Origin of the sequence: Marinomonas sp. BSi20584 (genome assembly GCF_002792415.1) — a bacterium.
Classification (GTDB): domain Bacteria; phylum Pseudomonadota; class Gammaproteobacteria; order Pseudomonadales; family Marinomonadaceae; genus Marinomonas; species Marinomonas polaris.
This window is the reverse complement of record NZ_KZ454877.1, coordinates 89,015-102,113: the sequence shown is the minus strand read 5'-3', so window position 1 is coordinate 102,113 and position 13,099 is coordinate 89,015. Positions and strand designations below refer to the sequence as shown.

Genomic DNA, 13,099 nt, shown 5'->3' with positions numbered 1-13,099 from the left:
TTATTGGCTCTCTTTATTTGTGTTGTTAATACGTTGTTCGGGTTCCCATTGGCGGCGAAATCTGAAGTTCTCTTCTGCTTGTCTCAAGCCTTGGAAGTCTTTGTCAGATGTTCCCCATTGGTCGATTCGGTTTGCCGGCCAGGTCCAATCTTCAGGCGCTCCCACAGGGTAGTCTTCAGTTATTTTTTCCACGGCAGTGGAAAACTCAATGACAGCGCCAAATGGCGCAATAAAATAAGCGAATACATTGGCACCAGGGCCGTGGCGACCTGGACCCCAAGCAGGTGTCATTTGATGATCTCTGAGTCGGCCTATGCCGCGCATTACGCCATCTAGGTCAGCCATTTCAAAAGCAATATGGTTTAGCGAGCTAAAGCCTGCTCGAGCAAAAGCGGTGCTGTGATGTGAGTCGTTACAGCGTACAAACACCATGCCTTTGGTACGATCTGAAACACGGAAGTTAAGTACTTCCTCTGCAATGTCTGCGGTTTTTTCTGCATCTGTTGAATTGAATACGACATGGGTTAATTTAACGGGAAGATCCTGCCCTTGCATGGCTGGAACATCCGTTGCCCCAACGAGAAAGCGAAATAATTCCCCTTCTGGCAGCTCGACAATGACGCCTTCACCGCCACCTAAGTCAGTTGATACTTCACGCTTTGTTTTCAAACCACGCTCATGAGACTTTGTCACAATGTGCTGCAGTTCTTCTTCATTACAAACAAAGGTCGTTGAGCGTACAAAGCGATCTTCATCTTCTTCTAAGGCGACCAAGTACGGGAAGGTGCCAGCGCCCCGAATATAATAGGTGTTGCCTTTTTGGCCTCCAGAAGCAGCTCCCCAGATGTCTATTAGAAAGTCATGGGCCTCTTTGGCTTTGGGTAAAACGAGTTCAACACTGCGTAATTTCATGCACTTTTCTCCAAGTTAACATTCATCTGCATATGGTCTAATAAAGAAGTGAGCAAACCCGATACATCATTCAGTGCCGTTCCGTAAACATAGAAATCAGGGCGAATAAGTACGCTATCGACTTCTGCTTCTTTCAGCCAATTTAAAATGGCGCCCTTGTCGTCCAGTGTGGTGACGTCAGTAATGCTAATGTCATAACTGGGCATGTTTTGGTCTATGAAGTGCTTGGCGGCCTTTACTGCTTTTTTGCCTGTCATAAATAATCGCCATTTTTCTTTGATCACGTTGTCCATTAAATCCCCATTAATGTGAGGCTGGATAAAACGCACTCCGGCTTTCGTCGTTTCTGTTGCAATTACCCCTGACTGAATCGCTGGTATTAGCTCTGCCGCAGTATTAGGTAGTTCGTTTTGCGCTACTTTTCTTCGCACTGTCGCGTCACGTTCAGCCGCTTTTTGGGGATCTAAAATGCAGATATATTTGCCAGCCTCTATGGCAGAGGAGATAACGGATCGAACGTGGGGATCCCGCTCTATTTGGTAAGTATCCAATAAGGCTTCGTCACATACCCCCTGTTTAATCGCTGACATTTTCCAGGCCAGATTAGCGACATCTCGCAATCCATGGCACATTCCTTGACCGAAGAAAGGCGGAGTTTGATGGGCTGCGTCACCCGCCAAAAATACCTGACCAAGCCTCCATTGTTCTGCAATCAGACCATGAAAACGGTAGGTTGCAGCACGAACAATCTTATGTGGTACAGCGTTTAAATACGGTCCTACGAGCTCTAGAACTTTATCTGGTTGCATCATTGATTGATCATTTTCCCCAGGCAGCAGCATCATTTCCCAGCGGCGATGGTTACCACGACCTGGGACAATCGTGGTAGGGCGTTTGGGATCACACAACATGACTGAAAGTTGTTGTAAATCTGCTTCGTCTGGCACGCCAGTAAAATTGGGAAACTGCACGTCTCCGTCTACTTGCGCATCCACCACTAACCAAGGTTCTTCGAATTGTAAATCCTCAAGTTTGATGCCTAAGGATTTGCGCACCTTACTGCTTGCTCCATCACAGGCAATCACCCAGCGCGTTTTTTCGTTTATTGTGCCTTGTGTTGTCTTTATCGTGAGCACTGCGTTTAAATCTGTCTGTGTCAGACTGTCAAATTCAGAGCCTAACCGTAACTCAACATTAGAGTATTGCTTAAGCGCTTGACGTAAATGGTTTTCAAGCTCTGGCTGGTAGAAAAAATAATCATTAGACCAACCATACGGACGAGGTTTACCCACCGTCCCCATATAACGCATAACGCCGTAGTCTGCACCGATATGCAGATGACCCTGAGTATCACGCATGTCATTTAGAACATCATTGATGACTCCCGCGGACTGAAATAAACGCATCATCTCATGGTCAAGATGAACCGCTCTAGGTAAGGGAAATGGGTTGGCTTCTTTTTCTAAAACCAATACATTTAAGCCATATTTACCGAGTAAATTGGCAGCTAAAGCACCTACTGGTCCACAACCAATAATCGCTACATCGAACATAAAAGAACCTTTTGAAAAATAAAAAAGGGCACATTTGCATGTCTTTTTATTGATTAAAGATAGCTGTGCCTAGTTAATGTCTTTGTTTTCTCTAAAATGGATAATGTTGATTTGGGTCTTCAATGGTGACCCAGCGTAGATCGGTAAATTCAGCAATCGCCGCTTTACCGCCAAAGCGGCCATAACCTGATGCTTTTACACCACCAAATGGCATTTGGGGTTCGTCACTAACCGTTGGGCCATTAATGTGGCAAATGCCAGATTGGATTTGTTCTGCTACGTTCATTGCCTGCTTAATGTCGCGACTAAATACAGCGGAAGATAAGCCGTATTCTGTATCATTCGCTACACGAATGGCTTCTTCTATACCGTTTACGCGGATTATCGGTTTGACTGGGCCAAAAGATTCTTCTTGGTAAATAACCATATTGGGTTTTACATGATCAATGAGTGTCGCTTGAACAATGGAACCTTCTCGTTGGCCCCCCACTATAATATTGGCACCTTTTTCGATGGCATCGGCAATAATACTATCCATCTTTTCTGCGGCTTGTCGTGTGATTAAGCTGCCTAGTGCAACTTGTTCACGTGGATTGCCAACGGATAAGTTTGCGGCTCGTTTTGCTAACTTTGACACAAACTCATCGGCAATTTGGTCATCGACAATTAGGCGTTCGGTCGACATACATATTTGTCCTTGGTTCATAAAAGCGCCAAAAATTGCGGCATTAACGGCAGCATCAATGTCAGCATCAGCAAGAATAACTAAAGGGGCTTTGCCACCTAACTCAAGTAACGCTGGTTTTAAATTTTCACCAGCCAAATGACCAATAATGCGTCCTACTTGAGATGAGCCAGTGAAATTAACATGCTTAACAATGGGACTCTTAACAAGAGACTCGACAATGGCCGCTGCGTTTTCTGGGGCGTTGGTGAGTACATTTAAGACGCCCTTTGGAAATCCTGCTTCAAGAAAGCATTTGCCAATCAGTAGGTGTGTTGCGGGGCACATTTCTGATGCTTTTAATATGACACTGTTTCCGCAGGCAATTGGCATTGCTACTGCTCTGGTGCCTAAAATAACGGGAGCATTCCATGGGGCAATGCCCAAACAAACTCCTTTAGGTTTGTATACTCCCATTGCCAAGGTGTTGGGTTTGTTGGATGGAATGACTTCTCCGCCTATTTGAGTTGTCATTGCTGCGGCTTCACGGATAACACCAGCAGCCAAATGGACATTAAACCCTGCCCAATTGGCAGTGGAGCCAGTTTCGGAATTAATGGTCTCCGTAAATTCGGCTATTTTACTCTCCATAATATCAGCCGCTTTCATTAATAATTTGCGGCGCGCATCAGGACCTACTTTTGACCAAGTTTTATATGCATTCTCTGCAGATTCAAGGGCCGTATAACAATCTTCTATTGTTGCCGCTGCCGCAACGGTGGCACTTTTTTCTGTTACTGGGTCAATTCTTTCGTAGGTCTTACCGTCAGCAGATGCTCTCAAATCGCCATTAATCATTAACTGAGTGATCATTGTTGTCTCCAAATTGGTTATTCAATTACGCCGTTTACAGCGATAAATCCGTTTTCCTCAATACCACAGATGGCGCATATTTCGTCGTTTTCACCGATATCACCGGAAATTCCAATCGCACCGATAATGGCTTTTTCATGATCCAGAATTAAAACCCCGCCAGGAGAAGGCACCATTCGACCCTGGCTGATGGTGGTTAATGTATTAATAAATTGTGGGTTCTTCTGGCTGCGTCTGGTTAATTCACTAGAACCAAACCCCATTCCAAGGGATCCCCATGCTTTACCAAAGGCAATATCAAATCTCGCAATCCCGGCATCATCTTCGCGTTTAAAGGCAATCAAGTGTCCACCAGCGTCTAAAACGGCAACTGCTAATGGGGCGAATTTATTTTTTCTCGCTTCTTTTAAAGCGGAATCTATGATGTTTGAAGCATTAACCAGTGTCAGTGAATTCATTTTGGGCCCCTATTTAATAGAAAAGTAAGCGTTCTAATTTTCATCTACACAAACATGGCAAGCATGCCTAAGTGGGAGTCAGGGCGAGGGATAGTAAAATTAACGTGTTTCCAATCATCTGCGGCGGGGCGTTCTAGACATTTGTGTAGCCAAGCTTGCATATTAGGCCAAGCAGAAATATCAATATTGGCCGTAGGAACCAATGTCATTACTGCCGCGACATTTAAATCCGCTGCAGTAAAGCGATCGCCCAGTATGTATTCTTTATTTTCTAGGTGGTTATTTAATACATCCCATGGACGCGAGAGTTTTTTCACGGCTAGGTTAAACTCTTCAACATTGCGTGATTCTGGCGCAAACAGTAAATTATTGGCCGACGCCAGTAACAAAGGTTTTTCAATTTCAGTGATGGCCCAAATGGTCCACTGCATCATGAATGCGTCTTCTTGCAAGTTTTGGGGCGCTAGCTCACCGCCGGCTTTTTTGGCCAAATATAAATTGATAGCCAGCGATTCGAACAGGGTAAAACCCTGATCTTCAAGCGCAGGAATACGACCATTTGGGTTTATTTGCAAAAATTCAGGACTATGGGTACTGCCATCTAAAAAATTGGTTGGTTCATGATGAAAGTCGATGCCTAACTCTTTTAACATCCAAGCACAACGGTTGGCTCTAGAATGCATGGATCCATATAACGTTATCATAAGAAACTCCGCTAAAATGGCGTTATTGCGTCCTTAAAATAGAAGCAATAACGCCGTTAATTGTTATATTTACTTATATGAGGAAGGCACCCAAATACCATGGAAACCTTCATGAACACGACAGGGAAATTTCACGATGGCAACGGGGCCTTGGCTAAGATTTCGAGCGTCTAAAATCACCAAATCAGTACGGTTCTCATCGCGTCGGCCGACCATGGATAACAGCCAACCATCGCCTTCTTCTGCATCTAGGCTGCGTGGTACGAAACAGGGCTCTTCTGGTGCAGAGTTTGGCCCGGCATAGTAGAAATCGAGTTTGTTTTCTTGCTCATCGAAATGCCCAAGGCATGTAAATGGAGGTCCCTTTGGACCAGGTTCTAACATTGGTCCTAATTCTTTGTTACTGGTGCCAAACCAAAAATGACGTGTTCTGCGCATGGCAAAACGGGCATCGATAACGGGCATTTCGCCAATGTGATTAATGAAGCGTTTGATTTCAACGGAATCGCTATCACTACTGAGGTCTACAATCCAGCGTTCACCGAAAGGGGGTAATTCATGAGCATCGGGATTATGAATGTCAGGAAATTGGCTTAACCAGCCGGACTCGGTGACAAATTGGTCCAGTATCAGTTTAGAACCGTCTTCCCAAGCATTAAATGTATGAGTTTGCATGACAGATTTATTGACATTAAACCAGCGAATTGCTTTTACACCACGATCTCGAGGTATCACTCCGACATGGGTTGTTTTGGAGCTGTCCCAATGCCAGTAAGGTTCACCTTGTTTGACTCTGTCCCAATCACACACCATCGGACAAATGACGAAAGCGATGTAGTTTTCTGAGACTAAAAAGTCGTGCACCATGGAACAGTAAGGCGCTTTGAACCTTTCAGAGCGGGTAAATTTGCCTTCTTTGTTGATGATGTAAACTTCTATTTCATCACTCGCTACCCCTTCGCAGTTATAAGCAAAGGCAATACATTCGCCTGTTTTTGGATCAAATTTTGGGTGCGCTGTGAAGGTCTGGCTAGTTAGCTGCCCATCAAAATCGGTTTCACCAAGAGTGGTTAAATCATCTGGATGAATTTCATAAGGACGACCCGACTCTTTCAGTGCGTACAATTTTTTGTTGAGCAACATCACTGACGTGTTAGCCGTGTTGTGGTCTTCTTCTCTAACCGCTTCTGAACTGGTAAAAGGGTTACGATATGAACCAAAAAGCGCACGGCGAGCCTGTCTTTCAAGCTCAAACTTTTTAGTGCGCACAAAGCGAGTGGTTAGGTCTGCATGGCCTTGCTCAAATCTCACCATATGTACCATTCCATCCCCATTTAAAAAAATATCATTAGGATGAAGAGGGCTATATGTGTGATCAGCGCTGTTTCTGTAATAGGTTCCTTCCAACTCTGGAGGGATACTGCCTATGATTTCAAGGTCATGCACATGTCCTTCAATACGAACAGGTGCTGCGTAACCTTTGAAGGTCAATTCATTAGGAAATTGCATTCCTACTCTATTATTATTCATTATTTTTCTTCCTACTTTAAATGTCACAGTGACCCATGACTTTTTACCAATCAGTGAAAATCTAATGTTTTAAGTGTCAAGCCATTCTTGGCTCGCTTACGTTTACGTCCTTCTTTTTTAATAAACTTTGCGCTTTTATTACCAAAGCCACTGCGATACAGCTAATGATGACAGTTGCCCAAGCTAGTCCCTGATAGCCAACCGTCGCAACGATAACGCCACCCAGTAGAGGCCCTATTGCGGACCCAATCATCATCATGGCTGGAGTGGCCGCCACGGCACGGCCTGTCGGGTCTATTTTGGCCAATAGGCCAAACACAAAAGTGTGGGTAAAAATTACGAGCGTGACGTAAAACGCGACGGGAATGGCATACAACAAAAAATTGGATGATGCATGCGTAATAGACAAGGCAAACAAGGCTTGTAAACAAGGGCCAGCAATAGCAACCTTGATAGGTGATAACCTCTTTTGCAGTAATGAGGCAACTATCCCAGGGGTTAAGTTGATGAAACTCATGACAATTAAAACGGTTTCCACTTGCTTTCTATCAAAATTGTGCAAGTCGCCAATCCTGTCAACAAATGAAAACACCATTGCTTGATTCAATGTTAGACAGCTAACAACACAAATAAACATCCATACTGCGGGTTTGGATAAAATTTTCGCGGTGACTTTATTCGCCTGATTTTCGTCTTTATTATGCTTTGTTGTTTCGTCAGAAACCTTGGGGAAGAAGAAAAACATAACGATCGCAGCGCATGCCATTAGGGCAAAAAAGGCAATAAAAATAGCTATGCCACCAATTTGTTTTGTTGCCTGAGGAAGCAGTGCAAATAGCACAATGGCTAAAACCCCTAAAGCAACATTTACTAAGCCAAATAAGCGATGAGGATTCTCTGTTTTTCCTATGGTTCCATGAACGGATGAAAGGGCTGCCCCCGCCCCCAACCCCGCAATGACATGTAATATTATGAGCATCGAAAAGCTTTCTGAAACTACAGACAGTTTTGATGCCGTAAAGAATGAAGCCGATGCAACTGCAAAACCAAAGGCGGCAACATAGCGATGGTTGAGCCGAGTATATTTAGGCGACAAAATAATACTTGAGATCACGATACCGACAAGAAACAAAGTCACAGTAAGCCCAGCTTGCTGTGGAAGTAGGTGGTAATCTTGCATTAACACACTTATCCAAAGGGGGAGCGCGGCTAAATCCACCATACCAGCCATATGCCCTATCCCCAGTACTATTTTGCTTTGTGTACTATTTAATTTGATCATTTTTATTCTCTCTTATTATTGTTATTTGAAATGTTAAAATCGTTGCCGCACCTAGCTTATAAATTCCAAGTGGCTGTTAAGACAACGGCTTCAATTGAGCGGTTTTGTTTAAGACCTTGATGACGTAAATAAGACAATTCATATCGATTGCCAGATTGTTGCATGATGGATATCCCACCACCGAAGACAGCATAAGTTGGCTCATCAACGTATTCGTCTAAGTCGTTGACGTATTCTTGCTCTATGCCGATAACAACACTTGGCGATAAGGTGTTTGGTCGAGCTTCTTTTTCAAAACGTAAATGCCCCCAAACCGTGCCATAATTTTCAGTACTACCCACTTCACCGGAAGAGACCGTGCCAAAACTGTCCGCTGTTGCTTCAAGGAAATTGCGTTGGAATTGCATGCCTAAAACAGGATGTAATACCCAGCCTTCTGGGATTTTGTCGAAATCATTATTGTGGTAATTACCAACGAGTTCCGACTGTAGATAAAAGTGATCATCGCCAGGTTTATGTGTCCGTATGAATGGGCCAGCGGCCACCTTCAGTTCTTGTTTCCCCCACGAATATTCTGTACGTAAGGTGGCTCCCCAGTGATCGCTGAACTTATTTATCACGTCAAAACGTAAACCAGCACCATGTCGCTTGATGGTTCCTGCGTCCACAATATCTAAATCCGTTTGTTCACCAAATACACCAAAGCTCAACATGGTATTGACATCAAGAAAGCGTATGTACTGAGCATCCATCCTTCCAATATCACCATCTAGTTGCACTTCATTATCGCCACCATTGGATAAAGTGCCGGTAACATTTAAACGCAGAAGAGATCTTCCATCCGACAACATGTGTTGAACGGTAAGAGGCGCAACAATGTCAGAGGTATCATCTTTATAGTCTGCACTAGATGAAGTGGATTTGGCTTTGCCTATAGTTGTTCTCGCTTGTCCTATACGCCACTGCACGCCACCAAAGGTATCGCCACTACTAAAGGAACTCATCAAACCAGCCTGCCCAAGGTTCATTTGAGCCTGTATCGAAAGGGGTAGCGGATTAATACCTAGGGATGTTTCTGCCTCATCAGCGACCGCATAGGGCATGAAAAATAGTGCGGCAGTAGCGGCCATGTAATGAGCGAGCAACGTCTGTTTTACTTTCATAATTTCACCTGCATTTTTATTTTTATTATTTGAGTTGTGATTAGTTATTAATCACCGCATCACTATAATGCGTTTGAATTAAAGTTATAAAACAGATTGTATTAATGATTTCCATTGATATTATTAATACCTATAGTTGGAAGTTAAGGAGCCCCTATGCGTCTAGATAAATTTGATTTGAATTTATTGATTGTGCTTGATGTATTGCTTGAGAAGCGCAATGTCACGAGAGCAAGCGAGCACTTGCATATTGGGCAGTCTGCTACGAGTGCCGCATTGGGGCGATTACGAGAGTATTTTGATGACAGCTTACTGGTGCCCGTTGGACGCACGATGGAACTCACACCACTAGCAAAAAGCTTGGTAGGACCGGTTAGAGATACCTTGATGAGGGCGCGAGCAACCATTTCTTTACGTCCCGTTTTCGAACCAGAAAACATTGTGCGTAATTTTACCGTTGCTGCATCAGACTACATGATCGATATATTGATCGCTCAGTCTTCTAGAGAACTTGCTAAAAGTGCGCCTAGTATGCGACTAGATATGATTATCCCACCAAAGGATGTATTTGATGCATTTGAGCGAGGTGGAATTGATTTATTATTTTTACCAAAGCAGTATTCAGATCGATTTCAACACCCTCAAACAGAGGTATTAACCGATATTCAAACATGCATGGTGTGTGAACACAGTGAACTCAATGAACTTAGCATGGAACAATATTTGGATATGGGGCATGTTGCCATTCGTTTAGGTGATGAACACAGTATTACCCATGAAGAATGGTTTTTACCACGTTATGGTAAACAACGCAGAATCGAATGTACGGTAGACCATTTTAGTTCCGTTCCTTTATTAGTAGTAGGAACAAATCGCATTGTCACCTTACATAGACTTATTGCGGAAGAGATGGCTCAACGCTTCCCGGTTAAATTGCTGCCAGCGCCATTTGAAATGGAACCTGTGACTGAAATTATGATATGGCCACGTTACCTCAACGACGATCCAGCACATATGTGGTTAAGAAATACGGTTTTAGCACAAGCGAAAAGTATTCTTGGTAAATAGCGAGGTATTAAGGTCTAGCAGCGATAGAAATATTTTAAGTGGCCATACTTTGGCCATTTTATGTGCTAATCGAGCATGAATGGTGGCTATGTTTTTATAATCATTCGGTTATATCGAATGATTAAAGCTATTTGAAGTGTTTCTTAGAATGGTTGTGAGCGTGAAGACACACTTGTGAACAAAATAGATACAAAATCAAGTTGATAGTATCAAGGTGTGGATTGATTATTATCAACTTAATCGAAAGTGTGTTTTCCCTTATTCTCAGATTAGTCGCCATGCTAAAAAGACGACACGAATAAAAAGATCGATATTGTTAGTGGCAATGTGACCACTAGTTGGGAGTAGATTTATGAATAAACTTAAAATATCAGGCGTTGCTCTAGCTTTAACTATGATAGCGGGTTGTGCAAGTTCTAATGCTGTTGATCCTCAGTCATCAAAAAATACGGAGATGAATATGAATAAACCTACTATTTTGACCGAGGCGCCAAATATTCCTCCCGGCGTTATTCCAGATGAGGTCAATGTATCCAATACCGTTAACTTAGACGAGTTAGAAGTTCAGTATACTTACAGTTCAGGTCGAGCTTATAAGTTAAAATTTTATGATGATCGAGTTTCTTTTACTCAACTTGATGCAGGTCATATTCCTACTCTGACAGTACCGTATCGAGCTAGAAAAATTGGTAAGGATATGTTTTTAGTCCATTGGCTTGTACCCGGAAGAGTTGGTCACGTTACTCTAATTTTGGATTTAGGTAATAAGGTTATCCATGCATCAGCACTTATGCCTGGGCAAATGGAGCTCTTTGATGAAGGTCCTATTGTTGATGTGAAACAAGGTAAATATACGCAATAGAAAATGGCTAGAAATAGGCCAAACGAGTAACAAACGCTCGGTAGGCGTTATCATTTTTACTACCATAAATTAGCCATATCTCCTGTAATACTGGCCTGAAAAGGTCAGTTTACTTTTCTGTTTAAAAAATACTTCGAGTGGTTTTGTCGCCATTCTCATCTCTACTTACGTCAGAAAATCCTCTTCAAAATAATGTCCAAGTCTCGATTGTGAGTTGCATCTGATAGGTCATTTATATTGAGCTTCTTTGTGTCTTTTATGATGCTTCTATTGAATGTTTTTTATTGTCTTATTAATCATTCGATGGCGTCGAATGATTGATTCTGTTTAAAGGGTTTTTCCGAAAGGTTGTGGTGATTTACATTTAGTTTGTTCTTAAAAACATAAAAATAAAATTTGAGAGGAAGAACAAGTGAAAATAATCAACTCGACGCCATTTCGGCTAAAAGCATTGGCTATTGCCATTGTTTCTAGTACTTCTACTGCCTATGGATTTGAAATAGAAACAGATAATTCTGACTTAAGGGTCAGTCTAGGTAATACCATCAAATACAGTACCGCTTTTCGTACCAAGGATGCCTCTTCAGGTTTAACTCAAGGAAGTGGTGCAGCTAATTATAACGATGGTGATAACAACTTTGATAAAGGGTTGGTTTCAAGTCGTTTAGATCTATTTTCCGAATTTGACCTGTCTTATAAAAATGCCGGTGTTCGTATTAGTGGTGCTGCTTGGTACGACGATGTTTATCATCAAGATACGGACAATACCAGCACAAGTTCAAACCACACCCCTGCCAGTGAATTCTCAGACACCACCAAAAAAACCATGGGTGGAGATGCCGAAATCCTTGATGCTTTTGTTTATTCACGATTCCCTGTGATGAATGGAATGGAAGGCACGATTCGTGTTGGGCGCCATAGCTTGTTGTGGGGCGAAAGTTTGTTTTTTGGCTCTAACGGTATTGCCGGAGGTCAAGGGCCTGTTGATGTGGTGAAGTTATCATCTGTGCCTAACTCTACTTTTAAAGAAACAATGAGACCGACAGGCAAAGTCTCTATCGATATTCCTATTTCTGAAACGGCTTCTTTAGGGGCTTATGTTGGTTATGAGTGGGAGAAATCTCGCTTCCTTCCCGCAGGTTCTTATCTTTCTACTGGAGATACATTAGAAGGTGAAAAACTACTTGCTGGACCATACACAGCAACACACACCTCTGATGATGAAGGTTCTGACTCCGGTCAATACGGTCTACAACTTAAATGGAGTGATTATGACCTTGATGCGGACTTTGGTTTGTACGCAATTCGTTTTGATTCTAGCTCCCCAAGTAATATGTACACCATTTTGGATGCTTCTTTCCATCCTAGTCAATACAAATGGGCTTATGCCAAAGGCATTGAAGCCTATGGTGCCAGTATGGCAAAAACCGTTGGGATTTGGAGCTTGGCCGGTGAAATTTCATATCGTGTAAATGCACCTCTTGCGAGTGCTTCTACATCGATAACAACGTCAGGTGTGCAATACGACAACGATAAAAATCCTGGATATGCCATCGGTGAGACAGCTCATGCTCAATTCTCTTGGTTGGCGAGTTTAGGGTCGAATTTCCTATCTAAAGAGTCCAGTTTTGTTGGTGAAATTGCTTGGAACACTCGCGTAAAAACTACTCAAAATGAAGACAAGTTAAACCCTAACGCCGACAAATCTGCTGTTGGCATAAAAATGGTTTATTCGCCGATGTATCGTCAAGCTTTCGACGGAGTTGATCTAAGTCCTTCTATTGGTATTGGCCATACTTGGGGTAAATCTTCAGCGTTAGGTTCGTCTTTTGGTGTTGATGATGGTGGTGATATTAACGTTGGCGTTAATGCTGTTTATTTAAATCGTTGGAATGCCTCTTTGAGCTATATCAAATATTTAGGAGATGAAGGGCTATTCAATGATAGTTCAAATAACGCAACGTACAAGCAGTCGCAAAAAGATCGAGATTTTATCTCTGCTTCTGTAAGCACCACCTTTTAATTTTTTG

At 42.7% G+C, this 13,099-nt stretch carries 11 protein-coding genes; 3 read left to right on the top strand and 8 right to left on the bottom strand.

All coding sequences use genetic code 11. The features are described from left to right. The 8 genes from TY87_RS10190 to TY87_RS10155 all read right to left on the bottom strand — a co-directional run bounded on the left by TY87_RS10190 (position 1) and on the right by TY87_RS10155 (position 9,139). On the bottom strand, positions 1 to 912 hold the full coding sequence (locus TY87_RS10190) for a VOC family protein (RefSeq protein ID WP_100187007.1): 912 nt from the start codon (positions 910 to 912) through the stop codon (positions 1 to 3). Further along, positions 909 to 2,465 carry a bifunctional 3-(3-hydroxy-phenyl)propionate/3-hydroxycinnamic acid hydroxylase gene (locus TY87_RS10185; RefSeq protein ID WP_100187006.1) on the bottom strand — a complete coding sequence of 519 codons (1,557 nt, stop codon included), beginning with the start codon at positions 2,463 to 2,465 and terminating at the stop codon, positions 909 to 911. Before TY87_RS10185 ends, TY87_RS10190 begins: the two co-directional genes overlap by 4 nt. Before the next feature lie 91 nt (positions 2,466 to 2,556). Further along, complete coding sequence (locus TY87_RS10180; RefSeq protein WP_100187005.1) at positions 2,557 to 4,002, bottom strand: aldehyde dehydrogenase; 1,446 nt, start codon at positions 4,000 to 4,002, stop codon at positions 2,557 to 2,559. A gap of 17 nt (positions 4,003 to 4,019) precedes the next feature. Then, complete coding sequence (locus TY87_RS10175; RefSeq protein ID WP_100187004.1) at positions 4,020 to 4,460, bottom strand: GlcG/HbpS family heme-binding protein; 441 nt, start codon at positions 4,458 to 4,460, stop codon at positions 4,020 to 4,022. Between the two features lie 44 nt (positions 4,461 to 4,504). Continuing rightward, the gene (locus TY87_RS10170; protein ID WP_100187003.1) at positions 4,505 to 5,164 is read right to left on the bottom strand and encodes a glutathione S-transferase family protein; all 660 of its coding nucleotides are present in this window, start codon (positions 5,162 to 5,164) and stop codon (positions 4,505 to 4,507) included. Between the two features lie 69 nt (positions 5,165 to 5,233). Beyond that, positions 5,234 to 6,694, bottom strand: a complete 1,461-nt coding sequence (locus TY87_RS10165; RefSeq protein ID WP_100187002.1) for a carotenoid oxygenase family protein — start codon at positions 6,692 to 6,694, stop codon at positions 5,234 to 5,236. A gap of 76 nt (positions 6,695 to 6,770) precedes the next feature. After that, positions 6,771 to 7,976, bottom strand: a complete 1,206-nt coding sequence (locus TY87_RS10160) for an MFS transporter (protein ID WP_100187001.1) — start codon at positions 7,974 to 7,976, stop codon at positions 6,771 to 6,773. A 56-nt stretch (positions 7,977 to 8,032) separates the two neighbouring features. Further along, entirely contained in the window at positions 8,033 to 9,139 is a 1,107-nt protein-coding gene (locus tag TY87_RS10155) for a hypothetical protein (protein ID WP_100187000.1), read from the bottom strand. A gap of 156 nt (positions 9,140 to 9,295) precedes the next feature. Between TY87_RS10155 and TY87_RS10150 the strand changes: the two genes are divergently transcribed. From TY87_RS10150 to TY87_RS10140, 3 genes are all read left to right on the top strand, one after another. Continuing rightward, on the top strand, positions 9,296 to 10,207 hold the full coding sequence (locus tag TY87_RS10150; RefSeq protein ID WP_100186999.1) for a LysR family transcriptional regulator: 912 nt from the start codon (positions 9,296 to 9,298) through the stop codon (positions 10,205 to 10,207). A gap of 460 nt (positions 10,208 to 10,667) precedes the next feature. Continuing rightward, the gene (locus TY87_RS10145; protein ID WP_157789891.1) at positions 10,668 to 11,069 is read left to right on the top strand and encodes a MoaF N-terminal domain-containing protein; all 402 of its coding nucleotides are present in this window, start codon (positions 10,668 to 10,670) and stop codon (positions 11,067 to 11,069) included. 412 nt (positions 11,070 to 11,481) lie between these two features. Next, positions 11,482 to 13,092 carry a DUF1302 domain-containing protein gene (locus TY87_RS10140; RefSeq protein WP_100186997.1) on the top strand — a complete coding sequence of 537 codons (1,611 nt, stop codon included), beginning with the start codon at positions 11,482 to 11,484 and terminating at the stop codon, positions 13,090 to 13,092. Positions 13,093 to 13,099: the final 7 nt, after the last annotated feature.